At 52.6% G+C, this 16,526-nt stretch carries 14 protein-coding genes and 2 tRNA genes; 14 read left to right on the top strand and 2 right to left on the bottom strand.

The genetic code is table 11. The features are described 5' to 3' along the window. Positions 1-173: 173 nt before the first annotated feature. Positions 174-506, top strand: coding sequence for a preprotein translocase subunit SecG (gene secG, locus KP80_RS10775; protein WP_052283646.1), 333 nt, complete (start codon positions 174-176; stop codon positions 504-506). 13 nt (positions 507-519) lie between these two features. Next, a tRNA-Leu gene (locus KP80_RS10780) sits at positions 520-606 on the top strand. A 120-nt stretch (positions 607-726) separates the two neighbouring features. Here KP80_RS10780 and KP80_RS10785 read toward each other — a convergent pair. After that, positions 727-1,263 carry a carboxymuconolactone decarboxylase family protein gene (locus tag KP80_RS10785; RefSeq protein ID WP_052283647.1) on the bottom strand — a complete coding sequence of 179 codons (537 nt, stop codon included), beginning with the start codon at positions 1,261-1,263 and terminating at the stop codon, positions 727-729. A gap of 116 nt (positions 1,264-1,379) precedes the next feature. On the opposite strand from KP80_RS10785, the gene KP80_RS10790 reads away from it, so the two are divergent. Continuing rightward, positions 1,380-2,285: an AraC family transcriptional regulator gene (locus KP80_RS10790; RefSeq protein ID WP_052283648.1), complete on the top strand. Its 906-nt coding sequence runs from the start codon at positions 1,380-1,382 to the stop codon at positions 2,283-2,285. Between the two features lie 60 nt (positions 2,286-2,345). Here the strand turns inward: KP80_RS10790 and argG are convergent, their stop codons facing one another. Further along, positions 2,346-3,689 carry an argininosuccinate synthase gene (gene argG / locus KP80_RS10795; protein WP_052283649.1) on the bottom strand — a complete coding sequence of 448 codons (1,344 nt, stop codon included), beginning with the start codon at positions 3,687-3,689 and terminating at the stop codon, positions 2,346-2,348. A gap of 335 nt (positions 3,690-4,024) precedes the next feature. Here argG and KP80_RS10800 point away from each other — a divergent pair. The 11 genes from KP80_RS10800 (at position 4,025) to KP80_RS10845 (ending at position 16,505) form a co-directional block, all read left to right on the top strand. Next, positions 4,025-4,101 (top strand) — tRNA-Met (locus KP80_RS10800). Positions 4,102-4,309: 208 nt separating this feature from the next. Then, the gene (gene rimP / locus KP80_RS10805; protein ID WP_052283650.1) at positions 4,310-4,762 is read left to right on the top strand and encodes a ribosome maturation factor RimP; all 453 of its coding nucleotides are present in this window, start codon (positions 4,310-4,312) and stop codon (positions 4,760-4,762) included. Between the two features lie 28 nt (positions 4,763-4,790). Beyond that, positions 4,791-6,278, top strand: a complete 1,488-nt coding sequence (gene nusA / locus KP80_RS10810; protein WP_052283651.1) for a transcription termination factor NusA — start codon at positions 4,791-4,793, stop codon at positions 6,276-6,278. A gap of 24 nt (positions 6,279-6,302) precedes the next feature. Next, a complete protein-coding gene (gene infB, locus KP80_RS10815; protein WP_052283652.1) occupies positions 6,303-8,993 on the top strand; it encodes a translation initiation factor IF-2 in 2,691 nt (896 codons plus the stop codon). 139 nt (positions 8,994-9,132) lie between these two features. After that, positions 9,133-9,534 (top strand): 30S ribosome-binding factor RbfA, encoded by a 402-nt coding sequence (gene rbfA / locus KP80_RS10820; RefSeq protein WP_052283653.1) that lies wholly within the window; start codon positions 9,133-9,135, stop codon positions 9,532-9,534. Beyond that, entirely contained in the window at positions 9,534-10,478 is a 945-nt protein-coding gene (gene truB, locus KP80_RS10825; protein ID WP_052283654.1) for a tRNA pseudouridine(55) synthase TruB, read from the top strand. The genes rbfA and truB overlap by 1 nt, the downstream gene beginning before the upstream one ends. A 152-nt stretch (positions 10,479-10,630) precedes the next feature. Next, positions 10,631-10,900 (top strand): 30S ribosomal protein S15, encoded by a 270-nt coding sequence (gene rpsO, locus KP80_RS10830; protein ID WP_035891092.1) that lies wholly within the window; start codon positions 10,631-10,633, stop codon positions 10,898-10,900. A 348-nt stretch (positions 10,901-11,248) separates the two neighbouring features. Then, complete coding sequence (gene pnp / locus KP80_RS10835; RefSeq protein WP_052283655.1) at positions 11,249-13,378, top strand: polyribonucleotide nucleotidyltransferase; 2,130 nt, start codon at positions 11,249-11,251, stop codon at positions 13,376-13,378. Positions 13,379-13,489: 111 nt separating this feature from the next. Beyond that, positions 13,490-14,374: a lipoprotein NlpI gene (gene nlpI, locus KP80_RS10840; protein ID WP_052283656.1), complete on the top strand. Its 885-nt coding sequence runs from the start codon at positions 13,490-13,492 to the stop codon at positions 14,372-14,374. 105 nt (positions 14,375-14,479) lie between these two features. Beyond that, positions 14,480-14,560: a protein YrbN gene (gene yrbN, locus KP80_RS23090; RefSeq protein ID WP_085954934.1), complete on the top strand. Its 81-nt coding sequence runs from the start codon at positions 14,480-14,482 to the stop codon at positions 14,558-14,560. Next, positions 14,553-16,505, top strand: coding sequence for a DEAD/DEAH family ATP-dependent RNA helicase (locus KP80_RS10845; RefSeq protein ID WP_052283657.1), 1,953 nt, complete (start codon positions 14,553-14,555; stop codon positions 16,503-16,505). Before yrbN ends, KP80_RS10845 begins: the two co-directional genes overlap by 8 nt. The last annotated feature ends 21 nt before the right edge of the window (positions 16,506-16,526 follow it).

A 16,526-nucleotide genomic window follows, 5' to 3' on the forward strand; every position in this document is an offset into this window, starting at 1 on the left:
TTTATGCACTTTTGCTGTTTTTTTCCGCAGTTGATACAATGTGTGGAAATTGCCCTTGCGAAGGTCATTCGCTTTGGTTAGTATTCACACCCGCTTCAGTGGGAAATATAAACATCCCGCTTTATTGGTAGAAGCACTTGGTACGCGGTGACCCCGCAAGGAACAGGTTGATTATGTACGAAGCTCTTTTAGTTGTTTTCCTTATTGTAGCGATTGGCCTTGTGGTCCTCGTTATGCTGCAGCAAGGTAAAGGCGCTGATATGGGAGCCTCCTTTGGAGCAGGCGCTTCCGGCACGCTGTTTGGTTCTAGTGGTTCTGGTAACTTCATGACCCGCATGACCGCCGTGTTTGCGACACTGTTCTTCATTATCAGTCTGGTTCTGGGCAACATCAACAGTAACAAGACCAATAAAGGAAGCGAGTGGGATAATCTGACTGCACCGGCTAACACCCAGCAGACTCAGCCAGCTGCACCGGCACAGCCGACCAGCGATATCCCGCACTAATAGAAGTATCTGTGCTGAGGTGGTGGAATTGGTAGACACGCTACCTTGAGGTGGTAGTGCCCTAACGGGCTTGTGGGTTCGAGTCCCATCCTCAGTACCAATATTCCAAAAAAAGACGCTGAAAAGCGTCTTTTTTTTCGTCTGTATTTTTGTGCCGCTATCCGATGACGTGTGCAGAATAGCCTGATAACACAGTACGTATCAGGCCTATAAAGCCCTATCAGTCAGCCTTCGGGAAATCAATCACCGTATCATTTACCCGGTTTACCATGTTGGTGAAGAGAATGGCGCTAATAGCGCTAATAATCTCAATTACCTGGCGATCGTCGAATCCGGCATTTTTCAGCGCTGCGACCTCTGCCTGTGGCAGCGTACCAGTCGTGGTCACCACGGTTTGAGCAAATTTCGCTAACGCATCAAGATGTGCATCCTCGGTGTACTCGGCTCGGCGCAATTGACGAATCTGCTCGCGGTTAAAGCCCGCGTTTTTTGCCATCATGCTGTGAGCGGCGAGGCAGTAGTCACAACCGGTAGCCTCGCTGACTGACAAGTTAATAGTTTCCAGCTCTTTCGCATTTAGGCTGCCTTTCTGCAGCATTGCATTGTGCGCTAGCGCTTGCTGAAGCGCCGCCGGTGAGTGTCCACCGATAGTCAGATAGGCGTTCGGTACTTTCCCTACTGCCTTTTTAATTCCGGCGAAAATTTCAGCGGCTTTACCGGTGGCGTCTTGTTCACGAATTTCGGCTAAACGGCTCATGGTGTGCTCCTGTGATATGAGGGGATGTTGTGTCAACGCAGACATCTTAGTTCCCAGACCCATGATAGACTGCCGGTCTGCGTCTCATCTTTTTGTCTTATCGTCTCAGGAGGCATATGGATAGTCTGAGCCACCTATTAACGCTGCTGGCCCCCCGTTGTGAAGTGAATTTGCACTGCCGTTTTGGCGGTCGCTGGCAGGTGGGCCATGATCAAATGCGCACCGGAATCGTGCCGTGGCATTTTGTACTGCGCGGTGAAGGCCGTCTCACCGTTGGCAATCAAACCCGTGATATGCGCGCGGGGGACGTGATCCTGCTGCCCCATGGCTCTCCGCATTTAATGGAAAGCTTAGTCGAATGGGGGCAGGTGCTGCCCGTTGCCCATCGTTTTAACGGGACGTTGACCGAAATGCGTACCGAAGCGCAGGCGGATACGCTGGAGATGCTGTGCGGTGAATTTTATTTTGGACCGCATGTAAGCTGGTTGTTTGCGGAAGAGGCCGAGTTGGTTCATCTGCATACTGATGAGCGCGCAGAGTGCCCGGAGCTGGAGATTTTACTTAACGTCCTGGTGCGCGAAAGTATTGCCGATCGTCCCGGTGGTGCGGCGATTGTTCGTAGCCTCGGCGACACACTGCTGGTACTGCTGCTGCGCACGTTGCTGGGAATGAAGGAGCCGCCTGCTGGCCTAATGCGGCTGATGAGTGATGAACGGCTGATGCCAGCCGTACTGGCAGTGATGTCGACACCGGAACAGTCCTGGACGATGGAAAGTATGGCGGCACGCGCCTTTTTATCACGCGCAACTTTCGCCCGTCACTTTGCTCGCGTTTATCACCTTACACCGCAGGCCTGGCTTTCTCAGCTGCGTATGGCGATGGCCGCACGGTTGCTACAGCAAGACCGACAGGCTCGATTGGATACGATTGCCGAGCGCTGTGGATTTCAGTCGCAGGCGTCATTTTCAAAAACTTTTAAAAAGCACTATGGCAAAACGCCGGGTGAATGGCGGCGGAAGTAGCGTCATTATCCGGGCGTAAAAAAAGGCCGCGAGCGCGGCCTTTTTAGAGAATTTTCAGGCTTACTTAGCTTTGCTTTCCAGGTTTTCTACCTGCGGAACACCGCTTGTGGAAGAGGCGGAGAGCAGGCCTGTTTTAGCATAACCAAACAGCTTCTCACGGGTATCGGTGATATCCAGGTTACGCATAGTCAACTGGCCGATACGATCTTCAGCAGTGAACATTGAGTCACCTTTTTCCATCGTCAGACGCTCTGCCTGATAAGTCAGGTTTTCGGAAACCGTGTTCATGATCGAGTAGTCGTTGCCACGACGCAGTTCCAGCGTCACTTCTCCGGTGATCTGGCTGGCAACCCAACGCTGCAGGCTATCGCGCAGCATCAGCGCCTGGGAGTCAAACCAACGGCCCTGATACAGCAGGCGACCCAACTGACGACCATGTGCGTGGTATTGCTCGATGGTATCTTCGTTGTGGATACCGGTCAGCAGGCGTTCGTAAGCGATGTGCAACAGCGCCATCCCCGGGGCTTCGTAGATGCCACGGCTTTTCGCTTCGATAATACGGTTTTCAATCTGATCGCTCATACCCAGACCGTGACGGCCGCCGATGCGGTTGGCTTCCAACATCATCTCGACATCGTCGCTGAAAGTCTTACCGTTCAGCGCAACAGGGTGACCCTGTTCAAAACGAATGGTCACTTCTTCTGCAGGGATTTTGACGTTCTCATCCCAGAATTTGACGCCCATGATCGGGTTAACGATTTTGAGGCTGGAGTTCAGGAATTCGAGGTCTTTCGCTTCGTGCGTCGCGCCCAGCATGTTGGAGTCGGTTGAATACGCTTTTTCAACGGACATCTTGTAGTCAAAGCCACAGGTAATCATGAACTCGGACATTTCATGGCGTCCGCCCAGCTCATCGATAAAATCGGTATCCAGCCACGGTTTGTAAATCTGCAGCTCGGCGTTGGTCAGCAGACCATAGCGATAGAAACGTTCAATATCGTTTCCTTTATAGGTACTGCCGTCACCCCAGATGTTGACACCATCTTCTTTCATGGCGGCAACCAGCATGGTGCCGGTCACAGCACGGCCCAGCGGAGTGGTGTTGAAGTAGGTCAGACCACCGGTGGTGTTGTGGAATGCGCCACACTGAATGGCGGCGATACCTTCAGCAACCAGCTGCTTACGGCAGTCGATCAGGCGAGCGTTCTCTGCGCCATATTCCATAGCACGACGAGGGATAGCATCATAATCATCTTCGTCAGGCTGACCCAGGTTTGCAGTATATGCATAAGGGACAGCGCCTTTTTTTCGCATCCACAGCAGCGCTGCGCTGGTGTCCAGACCGCCAGAGAAGGCGATACCAATACGTTGACCTGCTGGAAGATGCTTGAGAATCGTCGTCATAAAGTAAAACCCTGCTTAAGTGACTGAAGGTGGAATAGCCTTCCGCTGTCAGTGAATTTTTATGCAAAATAAATGAGTTTTAATTTAATCATCTTTTGCTCGGGACTGGAAGTGCTTCATGCATTTTTATTCAAAAAAACCGTGGTGGAAGCGAGAGTCGCTAGGGGTACCTTATCGCGACTGCGGGCGCATTTCTTCTGCATAGAATGTGAGGTTGACAAGCTGTGATCGACATCACTATACTATAGGTCGATTTTACGTCCCGTCCTCGGTACCAAATCCCAGCATTATTTGCATTTTTTACTCAAAACGCGTAAAATTTGCCACGTTTCAGGCGCGGGGTGGAGCAGCCTGGTAGCTCGTCGGGCTCATAACCCGAAGGTCGTCGGTTCAAATCCGGCCCCCGCAACCACTTTCCCTTAGAGTTCTTTTTCAAATATACTGTGAAGACTTAGGCCTTCGTAGCTGGATTTGAAAAAAATTCTATTCGGAAGGTTCTCCAGGCCGCAGTTGCGGCTATAGGGTTCAGTTATCTAAAGCCCCGATTTATCGGGGTTTTTTGTTATCTGACTACAGAATAACTGGGCTTTAGGCCCTTTTTTTATGTCTTGGGGGTGGGTTTGTCCACATTAGAGCAAAAATTAACAGAGATGATTACAGCGCCGGTTGAAGCCCTGGGCTATGAACTGGTCGGCATCGAATTTATTCGTGGTCGCACATCGACACTGCGCATCTATATTGATAGTGAAGATGGCATCAATGTTGACGATTGTGCTGATGTGAGCCACCAGGTCAGTGCGGTGATGGACGTTGAAGATCCGATCACCGTGGCCTACAACCTGGAAGTTTCTTCTCCGGGCCTCGATCGTCCTATGTTCACCGCGGAACACTACACGCGTTTCATGGGTGAAGAGGTAACGCTGGTTCTGCGTATGGCGGTACAAAACCGTCGTAAATGGCAGGGCATTATCAAAGCGGTGGACGGTGAAATGATCACTGTCACAGTCGAAGGTAAAGATGAAGTGTTCGCGCTGAGTAATATCCAGAAGGCGAACCTGGTTCCCCACTTTTAACAGTCTGGATTGAGGTGAAAAGCCCGCGATGAACAAAGAAATTTTGGCCGTTGTTGAAGCCGTCTCCAACGAAAAATCACTGCCACGCGAGAAAATTTTTGAAGCGCTGGAAAGTGCGCTGGCTACAGCAACCAAGAAAAAATACGAACAAGAAATCGACGTTCGCGTAGAAATCGACCGTCGTAGCGGTGATTTTGACACGTTCCGCCGTTGGGTTATCGTCGAAGAAGTCACCCAGCCAACCAAAGAAATCACTCTGGAAGCCGCACGTTTTGAAGACGAAAGTCTGAACGTGGGTGAGTACGTTGAAGACCAGATCGAATCTGTGACTTTTGACCGTATCACCACCCAGACTGCGAAACAGGTTATCGTGCAGAAAGTACGTGAAGCCGAACGTGCAATGGTTGTTGATCAGTTCCGTGAACACGAAGGTGAGATCGTCACCGGCGTGGTTAAGAAAGTAAACCGCGACAACATCTCTTTGGATCTCGGCAACAACGCTGAAGCTGTTATCCAGCGTGAAGATATGCTGCCGCGTGAAAACTTCCGCCCAGGCGACCGTATCCGTGGTGTGCTGTATTCCGTACGCCCTGAAGCGCGCGGTGCACAGCTGTTCGTCACTCGTTCTAAACCAGAAATGCTGGTTGAACTGTTCCGCATTGAAGTGCCGGAAATTGGCGAAGAAGTTATCGAAATCAAAGCTGCCGCTCGCGATCCAGGTTCTCGTGCGAAAATTGCCGTTAAAACTAACGACAAACGTATCGACCCGGTTGGCGCTTGCGTCGGTATGCGTGGCGCACGTGTTCAGGCGGTTTCTACCGAACTGGGCGGCGAGCGTATTGATATCGTCCTGTGGGATGATAACCCGGCGCAGTTCGTCATCAATGCGATGGCACCGGCTGATGTTGCATCCATCGTGGTTGACGAAGACAAGCACACCATGGATATCGCCGTGGAAGCCGGTAACCTGGCACAGGCGATTGGTCGTAACGGCCAGAACGTCCGTCTGGCGTCACAGCTGAGCGGCTGGGAACTCAACGTCATGACCGTTGATGACCTGCAGGCGAAGCATCAGGCTGAAGCGCATGCAGCCATTGATACCTTCACCAAATATCTCGATATTGATGAAGATTTCGCAACGGTACTGGTTGAAGAAGGCTTTGCAACGCTTGAAGAGTTGGCTTATGTGCCAATGAAAGAGCTGCTGGCTATCGACGGCCTGGATGAAGCCACCGTTGAAGCACTGCGCGAGCGTGCTAAAAACGCACTGACCACTCTGGCACTGGCCCAGGAAGAGAGCCTCGGTGATAATAAACCGGCTGACGATCTGCTGAATCTGGAAGGATTGGATCGTGAGATGGCCTTCAAACTGGCTGCCCGTGGTGTTTGTACGCTGGAAGATCTCGCCGAACAGGGCATTGATGATCTGGCTGATATCGAAGGGTTATCCGACGAAAAAGCCGGTGAGCTGATTATGGCTGCCCGTAATATTTGCTGGTTCGGTGACGAAGCGTAATAAACTGTAGCAGGAAGGAACAGTATGACAGATGTAACCGTAAAATCGCTGGCTGCAGAGATACAGACCTCCGTGGATCGCCTGGTACAGCAATTTGCTGATGCTGGTATCCCGAAGTCTGCCGATGACTCTGTGTCCGCACAAGAGAAGCAAACCTTACTGGCGCATTTGAACCGTGAAAACGGTTCTGCCCCGGATAAGTTGACTTTGCAGCGCAAAACGCGCAGTACTCTCAACATTCCTGGTACCGGTGGAAAAAGTAAATCGGTACAAATCGAAGTCCGCAAGACACGCACCTTTGTGAAACGCGATCCGCAAGAGGCTGAACGCCTTGCCGCGGAAGAGCAGGCGCAGCGTGAAGCGGAAGAGCAAGCCCGTCGTGAGGCAGAAGAAACGGCCAAACGCGAGGCGCAACATAAAGCTGAACGCGAGGCCGCAGAACAAGCTAAACGTGAAGCCGCTGATAAAGCGAAACGTGAAGCTGCGGAAAAAGACAAAGTGAGCAATCAACAGACCGACGATATGACAAAAACCGCCCAGGCCGATAAAGCCCGCCGTGAAAATGAAGCAGCTGAGCTGAAGCGTAAAGCGGAAGAAGAAGCACGCCGCAAGCTTGAAGAAGAAGCGCGCCGCGTAGCGGAAGAAGCTCGCCGTATGGCAGAAGAAAACGAGAAGAATGGTGTGAATAACGCTGAACCGACTGAAGATACCAGCGATTATCACGTCACCACCTCCCAGCATGCTCGTCAGGCTGAAGACGAAAACGACCGTGAAGTTGAAGGCGGCCGTGGCCGTACTCGTAGCGCAAAAGCGGCTCGTCCAGCGAAAAAAGGCAACAAGCACGCTGAATCTAAAGCCGATCGTGAAGAAGCGCGTGCAGCGGTTCGTGGCGGTAAAGGCGGCAAACAGCGTAAAGGTTCTTCCCTGCAGCAGGGCTTCCAGAAGCCAGCTCAGGCAGTTAACCGTGACGTTGTGATCGGCGAAACCATCACCGTTGGCGATCTGGCTAACAAGATGGCGGTCAAAGGTTCTCAGGTCATCAAAGCGATGATGAAACTGGGCGCAATGGCGACCATCAACCAGGTCATCGACCAGGAAACCGCACAGCTGGTTGCCGAAGAGATGGGCCACAAAGTTATCCTGCGTCGTGAAAACGAGCTGGAAGAAGCGGTAATGAGCGACCGTGATACTGGCGCACAGGCTGAGCCACGTGCACCGGTTGTGACCATCATGGGTCACGTTGACCACGGTAAAACCTCTCTGCTGGACTACATTCGTTCAACGAAAGTGGCCTCTGGTGAAGCGGGCGGCATTACTCAGCACATCGGTGCATATCACGTTGAAACTGAAAACGGGATGATCACCTTCCTGGATACCCCAGGCCACGCCGCATTTACCTCTATGCGTGCTCGTGGTGCGCAGGCAACGGATATCGTTGTTCTGGTTGTTGCAGCAGATGACGGCGTGATGCCGCAGACCATCGAAGCTATCCAGCACGCGAAAGCGGCTCAGGTTCCGCTGGTTGTTGCTGTGAACAAAATCGATAAGCCAGAAGCCGATATGGACCGCGTGAAGAACGAACTGTCTCAGTACGGCGTTATGCCGGAAGAGTGGGGCGGCGAATCTCAGTTCATCCCAGTATCTGCGAAAGCCGGTACCGGTATTGATGACCTGCTGAACGCTATCCTGCTGCAGGCAGAAGTTCTGGAGCTGAAAGCTATCCGTAACGGTATGGCGAGCGGTGCAGTTATCGAATCCTTCCTGGACAAAGGTCGTGGCCCAGTAGCTACCGTTCTGGTTCGTGAAGGTACTCTGCACAAGGGCGATATTGTTCTGTGTGGTTTCGAATACGGCCGTGTTCGTGCAATGCGTAACGAACTGGGTCAGGAAGTTCTGGAAGCGGGTCCATCTATCCCGGTTGAAATCCTGGGTCTGTCCGGTGTGCCGGCTGCCGGTGATGAAGTGACCGTGGTTCGTGACGAGAAGAAAGCACGTGAAGTTGCGCTGTATCGTCAGGGCAAATTCCGTGAAGTTAAACTGGCTCGTCAGCAGAAATCTAAACTCGAGAACATGTTTGCGAACATGACCGAGGGCGAAGTTCACGAAGTGAATATCGTTCTGAAGGCCGACGTTCAGGGTTCTGTGGAAGCGATCTCCGACTCCTTGCTGAAACTGTCTACTGACGAAGTTAAAGTGAAGATCATCGGTTCTGGCGTAGGTGGTATCACCGAAACCGACGCAACTCTGGCTGCAGCATCCAATGCAATCCTGGTTGGCTTCAACGTTCGTGCGGATGCTTCTGCGCGTAAAGTGATTGAATCCGAAAGCCTGGATCTGCGTTACTACTCCGTCATCTATAACCTGATCGACGAAGTGAAAGCAGCGATGAGCGGCATGCTGTCTCCGGAACTGAAACAGCAGATCATTGGTCTGGCTGAAGTGCGTGACGTGTTCAAATCACCGAAATTCGGTGCGATCGCGGGCTGTATGGTTACCGAAGGTACCATCAAGCGTCACAACCCAATCCGCGTTCTGCGCGACAACGTGGTTATCTATGAAGGCGAGCTGGAATCCCTGCGCCGCTTCAAAGATGACGTTAACGAAGTCCGTAACGGTATGGAATGTGGTATCGGCGTTAAGAACTACAACGACGTTCGCGTTGGCGATATGATCGAAGTGTTCGAGATCATCGAAATCCAACGTACCATCGCATAATCTTCGTTGTCTTTAGGGCTGCTGATGTGTAGCCCAAAGTCCTGAGAAGATGATGTTGCGTAGGCCGGGTAAGCGAAGCGCCACCCGGCAATTATTTCAAAAGGGGCTGATAGCCCCTTTTTTGTCTGGAGAATTTATTATGGCGAAAGAATTTGGTCGCCCGCAGCGCGTGGCTCAGGAGATGCAAAAAGAGATTGCTCTCATCCTGCAGCGTGAAATTAAAGACCCGCGTCTGGGTATGATGACCACCGTTTCCGGTGTTGAGATGTCCCGTGACCTGGCTTATGCCAAAGTGTTTGTGACTTTCCTGAACGACAAAGATGAAGCGGCCGTCAAAGCCGGCATCAAAGCGCTGCAGGAAGCGTCTGGCTTCATCCGTTCGCTGCTGGGTAAAGCCATGCGCCTGCGTATCGTGCCGGAACTGACCTTCTTCTACGATAACTCGCTGGTTGAAGGGATGCGCATGTCTAACCTGGTGAGCAACGTGGTGAAGCATGACGATGAACGTCGTGTGAACCCGGACGACAGCAAGGAGGACTGATGAGTCGTCCTCGTCGTCGCGGCCGTGATATCCACGGCGTATTGTTGCTGGATAAGCCTCAGGGTGCCTCCAGCAATGATGTCCTGCAAAAGGTAAAGCGTATTTATAATGCCAATCGCGCGGGTCACACCGGTGCGTTGGATCCGCTGGCCACCGGCATGCTGCCGATCTGCCTCGGCGAAGCTACTAAGTTTTCCCAATATCTGCTGGATTCTGACAAACGCTATCGGGTGATTGCGCGCTTAGGCCAGCGTACCGATACTTCGGATGCAGACGGGCAGATCGTGGAAGAGCGTCCGGTCAGCTTTAGCGATGCCCAGCTTGCCGATGCGCTTGAGAGTTTCCGTGGTGACACCCAACAGGTGCCATCCATGTACTCCGCGCTGAAGTATCAAGGCAAAAAGCTGTATGAGTATGCCCGCCAGGGGATTGATGTTCCGCGTGAAGCACGGCCGATTACCGTTTACGAATTGTTGTTTATTCGTCATGAAGGTAATGAACTGGAGCTGGAAATTCATTGTTCGAAAGGCACCTATATTCGTACCATCATCGACGATTTGGGTGAAAAGCTCGGCTGTGGCGCGCACGTGATTTTCCTGCGCCGTCTGGCTGTCAGCAAATATCCGGTCGATCGCATGGTGACGCTGGAGCAGCTGCAAGCACTGGTTGAACAGGCGCAGCAGCAGGGTGTACCGGCAGCAGAATTGCTCGATCCGTTATTAATGCCGATGGACAGTCCAGCTTCGGATTATCCCATCGTTAATCTTCCCCTGACATCGTCGGTTTACTTTAAAAACGGTAACCCGGTACGGACGAGCGGTGCGCCGCTGGACGGGCTGGTGCGCGTAACCGAGGGTGATGAAGGGAAATTTCTCGGTATGGGTGAAATCGATGATGAAGGCCGCGTGGCTCCACGCCGTCTGGTCGTTGAATACGCCGAGTAAGCCTGACTCTGTGGCTTGCGATAACAGAGCGCTGCGGGTAGAATATCGCGGCTTAACGTCCGCGTAATTGTTTAACAATTGGCGAGCGTTATATCAGGGGCTGCTGAATTAGAGATCGGCACCCTTTCTTTCTTTTAAATTTGGAGTTCAAAATGTCTCTAAGCGTTGAAGCTAAAGCACAAATCGTTTCTGAGTTCGGTCGTGGCGCAAACGACAGCGGTTCTACCGAAGTACAGGTTGCACTGCTGACTGCACAGATCAACCACCTGCAGGGTCACTTTGCAGAGCACAAAAAAGATCACCACAGCCGTCGTGGTCTGCTGCGCATGGTTTCTCAGCGTCGTAAACTGCTCGACTACCTGAAACGTAAAGATGTTGCACGCTACACCGCGCTGATCGAGCGTCTGGGTCTGCGTCGCTAATTCTAGCGAGTTTCAGAAAGAGGGGCCTTTATGGCCCCTTTTTTCCACCAGATGACAGCAATTTATGAGAAAGAAGTGCCCGTAAATCACTGCCTGATGTTTCGGTAAAATCATCTCGTTTAGACAAAATTGAGCTGGAATTACCAACACAGCAGTATTTTGAAAGATAACGGGTATAATGTATTGTTGTTGTGCATATTCTTCATTGCAGAGGTTCGCGCGGCTAATGAGAGGCTTTACCCAGACCGGGTTAGGGTTGTCATTAGTCGCGAGGATGCAAAGAAGATCGGTTTCATTGGCTGGCGCACCATGGGGTGTTCCGCCGCATAATTAAGAAAGGATAGAATTTTGCTTAATCCGATCGTTCGTAAGTTCCAGTACGGCCAACACACCGTAACCCTGGAAACTGGCATGATGGCGCGTCAGGCGACCGCAGCCGTTATGGTTAGCATGGATGACACCGCGGTCTTCGTAACCGTTGTCGGCCAGAAAAAAGCGAAACCAGGCCAGGACTTCTTCCCGCTGACCGTTAACTATCAGGAGCGTACTTACGCTGCTGGCCGTATCCCAGGCAGCTTCTTCCGTCGTGAAGGCCGTCCAAGCGAAGGTGAAACCCTGATTGCGCGTCTGATTGACCGCCCGGTTCGCCCGCTGTTCCCAGAAGGCTTCGTGAACGAAGTTCAGGTTATCGCGACCGTTGTTTCCGTTAACCCACAGATTAACCCAGATATCGTGGCCATGATCGGTGCATCCGCTGCGCTGTCCCTGTCCGGGATTCCTTTCAACGGCCCAATCGGTGCTGCGCGCGTAGGTTATATCAATGACCAATACGTGCTGAACCCGACTCAGGACGAACTGAAAGAAAGCAAACTGAACCTGGTCGTTGCCGGTACCGAAGGTGCTGTACTGATGGTTGAATCCGAAGCAGAACTGCTGAGCGAAGACCAGATGCTGGGTGCTGTTGTATTTGGTCACGACCAGCAGCAGGTTGTTATCAAAGAAATTAACGAACTGGTGAAAGAAGCCGGTAAACCACGTTGGGACTGGCAGCCAGAAGCCGTCAACGAAGCGCTGAACGCGCGCGTTGCTGCACTGGCTGAAGCGCGCCTGAGCGACGCTTACCGCATCACCGACAAACAAGAGCGTTATGCTCAGGTTGACGTGATCAAGTCAGAAACCATCGCCACGCTGGTTGCAGAAGATGAATCCCTTGACGCGAACGAACTGGGTGAAATCCTGCACGCTATCGAGAAAAACGTTGTTCGTAGCCGCGTACTGGCAGGCGAGCCGCGTATCGATGGCCGCGAAAAAGACATGATCCGTGGTCTGGACGTGCGTACTGGCGTACTGCCACGTACCCACGGTTCCGCACTGTTCACCCGTGGCGAAACTCAGGCGCTGGTTACCGCGACCCTGGGTACCACCCGTGATGCGCAGAACCTTGATGAACTGATGGGTGAGCGTACTGACAACTTCCTGTTCCACTACAACTTCCCTCCATACTGCGTCGGCGAAACCGGCATGGTTGGTTCTCCGAAGCGTCGTGAGATCGGTCATGGTCGTCTGGCCAAACGCGGTGTGCTGGCAGTTATGCCAGATCTGGAAAAATTCCCGTACACCGTTCGTGTGGTTTCTGAAATCACCGAATCCAACGGTTCTTCTTCCATGGCTTCCGTGTGTGGTGCTTCTCTGGCTCTGATGGACGCAGGCGTGCCAATCAAAGCGGCCGTTGCGGGTATCGCGATGGGTCTGGTGAAAGAAGGCGACAACTATGTTGTTCTGTCTGACATCCTGGGCGACGAAGATCACCTGGGTGATATGGACTTCAAAGTAGCGGGTTCCCGCGACGGTATCTCTGCGCTGCAGATGGATATCAAAATTGAAGGTATCACCAAAGAGATCATGCAGGTTGCGCTGAACCAGGCTAAAGGTGCACGTCTGCACATCCTGGGCGTGATGGAACAGGCGATTAACGCGCCACGTGGCGACATCTCTCAGTTCGCTCCGCGTATCCACACCATTAAGATCAGCCCAGACAAGATCAAAGACGTGATCGGTAAAGGCGGTTCTGTTATCCGTGCGCTGACCGAAGAGACCGGGACCACCATCGAAATCGAAGATGACGGTACCGTGAAAATCGCAGCAACCGACGGTGAAAAAGCGAAATACGCGATTCGCCGTATCGAAGAGATCACCGCAGAAATCGAAGTTGGCCGTATCTACAACGGTAAAGTAACCCGTATCGTTGACTTTGGTGCATTTGTTGCCATCGGTGGCGGTAAAGAAGGTCTGGTTCACATCTCTCAGATCGCTGACAAGCGCGTTGAGAAAGTGACTGACTATCTGCAGATGAATCAGGAAGTACCGGTTAAAGTCCTGGAAGTTGACCGTCAGGGCCGTGTACGTCTGAGCATCAAAGAAGCAACCGAACAGTCCTCTGCCGCACCGGAAGCTCCGGTAGCAGAACAAGGCGAGTAAGGTTTGCCTTTTGCCCTCCGCGTTTGCGGAGGGCACATTTAGCTGGCAGGATGCCTTGTTTGCAGGCGGGGGACAGGACGTTCATCCAATTGTTGTCTTCGGGAGTGGGAAATGAAGCCTTTTTTGCGCTGGTGTTTCGTTGCGACAGCACTCACGCTGGCAGGATGCAGCAACTCTGCCTGGCGTAAGAGTGAAGTCCTCGCGGTGCCATTGCAACCGACTTTACAGCAGGAAGTAATCCTGGCACGCATGGAACAAATACTTGCCAGTCGGGCTTTAACCGATGACGAACGCGCACAGCTTTTATATGAGCGCGGAGTGTTGTATGATAGTCTTGGTTTGAGAGCATTAGCGCGTAACGATTTTTCGCAAGCGCTGGCTATCCGACCTGATATGCCTGAAGTATTCAATTACTTAGGCATTTATTTAACGCAGGCAGGCAATTTTGATGCTGCCTATGAAGCGTTTGATTCTGTACTTGAGCTTGATCCAACTTACAATTATGCGCACTTGAACCGCGGCATCGCGCTTTATTACGGTGGCCGTGCGAAGTTAGCGCAAGATGATCTGCTGGCGTTTTATCAAGACGATCCCAATGATCCTTTCCGCAGTCTGTGGCTATATCTCGCTGAGCAGAAGCTCGATGAGAAGCAGGCTAAAGTCGCGTTGAAACAACGCTTCGACAAGTCGGACAAAGAGCAATGGGGATGGAACATTGTCGAGTTCTACCTGGGCAACATTGACGAAAAAACGTTAATGGAACGCCTGAAGGCGGACGCAACGGATAACACCTCGCTCGCTGAGCATCTCAGTGAAACCAACTTCTATTTAGGTAAGTACTACCTAAGTCTGGGGGACAAGGACAGCGCTGCGGCACTGTTCAAACTGGCGGTTGCCAACAACGTACACAACTACGTTGAGCACCGATACGCATTGTTGGAATTAGCGCTCTTGGGCCAGGAGCAAGATGACCTGGCAGAATCGGACCAGCAATAGCTGACGTACACATCAGCCCGTAATCACATTTGATTGCCATCACCTTCGCGGGTGAGGGCGTTGTTGTTCGTTAATACATCTACTTTGAGCCGGTTCACACTTTTAATGAAAATTACCGAAAATTTTCACGATGAGTTATGTAGACTGGCCGCCATTAATTTTGAGGCACACGTACTACATGGCTGAATTCGAAACCACTTTTGCAGATCTGGGGCTGAAGGCTCCTATCCTTGAAGCCCTTAACGATCTGGGTTACGAAAAACCATCTCCGATCCAGGCTGAGTGTATCCCACACCTGCTGGGCGGCCGCGATGTTCTGGGTATGGCCCAGACCGGTAGCGGTAAAACCGCAGCGTTCTCTTTACCGCTGCTGAACAACCTTGATCCTGAGCTGAAAGCACCGCAGATTCTGGTGCTGGCCCCGACCCGCGAACTGGCGGTTCAGGTGGCTGAAGCAATGACTGATTTCTCTAAACACATGCGCGGCGTGAACGTGGTAGCCCTTTACGGCGGCCAGCGTTATGACGTGCAGTTACGCGCCCTGCGTCAAGGGCCGCAGATTGTTGTCGGTACTCCAGGTCGTCTGCTGGACCACCTGAAACGCGGCACCCTGGACCTCTCCAAACTGAGCGGCCTGGTGCTGGACGAAGCTGATGAAATGCTGCGTATGGGCTTCATCGAAGACGTTGAAACCATCATGGCTCAGATCCCAGAAGGTCATCAGACCGCTCTGTTCTCTGCAACCATGCCGGAAGCTATCCGTCGTATTACCCGTCGCTTCATGAAAGAGCCACAGGAAGTACGCATTCAGTCAAGCGTGACGACTCGCCCGGACATCAGCCAGAGCTTCTGGTCTGTCTACGGCATGCGTAAAAACGAAGCGCTGGTCCGTTTCCTGGAAGCAGAAGATTTTGATGCGGCGATTATCTTCGTTCGTACCAAAAACGCGACTCTGGAAGTGGCTGAAGCCCTGGAACGTAGCGGCTACAACAGCGCAGCGCTGAACGGTGACATGAACCAGTCCCTGCGTGAGCAGACTCTGGAACGTCTGAAAGACGGTCGCCTGGACATCCTGATTGCTACCGACGTTGCGGCTCGTGGCCTGGACGTTGAGCGTATCAGCCTGGTTGTTAACTACGATATCCCGATGGACTCCGAGTCTTACGTTCACCGTATTGGCCGTACCGGTCGTGCGGGTCGTGCTGGCCGCGCGCTGCTGTTCGTTGAGAACCGCGAGCGTCGTCTGCTGCGCAACATCGAACGCACCATGAAGCTGTCCATTCCAGAAGTCGAACTGCCAAATGCTGATCTGCTGGGCAAACGCCGCCTGGAAAAATTCGCCGCGAAAGTACAGCAGCAGCTGGAAAGCAGCGATCTGGATCTGTACCGTGGTCTGCTGGCGAAAATCCAGCCGACGGCTGAAGGCGAAGAGTTGGACGTTGAAACTCTGGCTGCGGCTCTGCTGAAAATGGCACAGGGCGAACGTTCTCTGATCGTTCCACCAGATGCGCCAATGCGTCCTAAACGTGAATTCCGTGAGCGTGACGATCGTTTTGAACGTCGTGACCGTAACGACCGTGGTCCACGCGATCGTAACGACCGTGGCGGTGAAGATCGTCCTAAGCGTGAACGTCGTGACGTCGGCGATATGGAACTGTACCGCATTGAAGTTGGCCGTGATGACGGTGTTGAAGTTCGTCATATCGTTGGCGCTATCGCTAACGAAGGTGATATCAGCAGCCGTTACATCGGTAACATCAAGCTGTTCGGCACCCACTCGACTATCGAACTACCAAAAGGCATGCCGGGTGAAGTACTGCAGCACTTTACGCGTACTCGCATCCTGAACAAGCCAATGAACATGCAGCTGATGGGCGATGCCCAGCCTCGTCCTGACCGTGGTGGTCGTGGTGGCGAACGTCGTGAAGGCGGTCGTGGCTTCGGCGGCGAACGTCGTAACGAAGGCCGTGGCTTTGGTGGTGAGCGTCGCGAAGGCGGCCGTGGTGATGGTCGTCGTTTCAGCGGCGAGCGTCGTGACGGTGGTAACCGTGCGCCGCGCCGTGATGATGCTGGTGCAGCACCGCGTCGTGATGACTCTGCCGGTCGTCGTCGTTTCGGCGGTGACGCATAAGCCTCACAGCTTATTAGCGTA

This window comes from Kluyvera genomosp. 1 (assembly GCF_001266615.1).
GTDB classification, from domain to species: Bacteria; Pseudomonadota; Gammaproteobacteria; order Enterobacterales; family Enterobacteriaceae; genus Kluyvera; species Kluyvera cryocrescens_A.

Bases quoted from the DNA above. Each gene is read 5' to 3' on its own strand.
- secG (WP_052283646.1), top strand. From the start codon at position 174: ATGTACGAAGCTCTTTTAGTTGTTTTCCTTATTGTAGCGATTGGCCTT.
- KP80_RS10785 (WP_052283647.1), bottom strand. From the start codon at position 1,263: ATGAGCCGTTTAGCCGAAATTCGTGAACAAGACGCCACCGGTAAAGCC.
- KP80_RS10790 (WP_052283648.1), top strand. From the start codon at position 1,380: ATGGATAGTCTGAGCCACCTATTAACGCTGCTGGCCCCCCGTTGTGAA.
- argG (WP_052283649.1), bottom strand. From the start codon at position 3,689: ATGACGACGATTCTCAAGCATCTTCCAGCAGGTCAACGTATTGGTATC.
- nusA (WP_052283651.1), top strand. From the start codon at position 4,791: ATGAACAAAGAAATTTTGGCCGTTGTTGAAGCCGTCTCCAACGAAAAA.
- infB (WP_052283652.1), top strand. From the start codon at position 6,303: ATGACAGATGTAACCGTAAAATCGCTGGCTGCAGAGATACAGACCTCC.
- rbfA (WP_052283653.1), top strand. From the start codon at position 9,133: ATGGCGAAAGAATTTGGTCGCCCGCAGCGCGTGGCTCAGGAGATGCAA.
- truB (WP_052283654.1), top strand. From the start codon at position 9,534: ATGAGTCGTCCTCGTCGTCGCGGCCGTGATATCCACGGCGTATTGTTG.
- rpsO (WP_035891092.1), top strand. From the start codon at position 10,631: ATGTCTCTAAGCGTTGAAGCTAAAGCACAAATCGTTTCTGAGTTCGGT.
- nlpI (WP_052283656.1), top strand. From the start codon at position 13,490: ATGAAGCCTTTTTTGCGCTGGTGTTTCGTTGCGACAGCACTCACGCTG.
- yrbN (WP_085954934.1), top strand. From the start codon at position 14,480: ATGAAAATTACCGAAAATTTTCACGATGAGTTATGTAGACTGGCCGCC.
- KP80_RS10845 (WP_052283657.1), top strand. From the start codon at position 14,553: ATGGCTGAATTCGAAACCACTTTTGCAGATCTGGGGCTGAAGGCTCCT.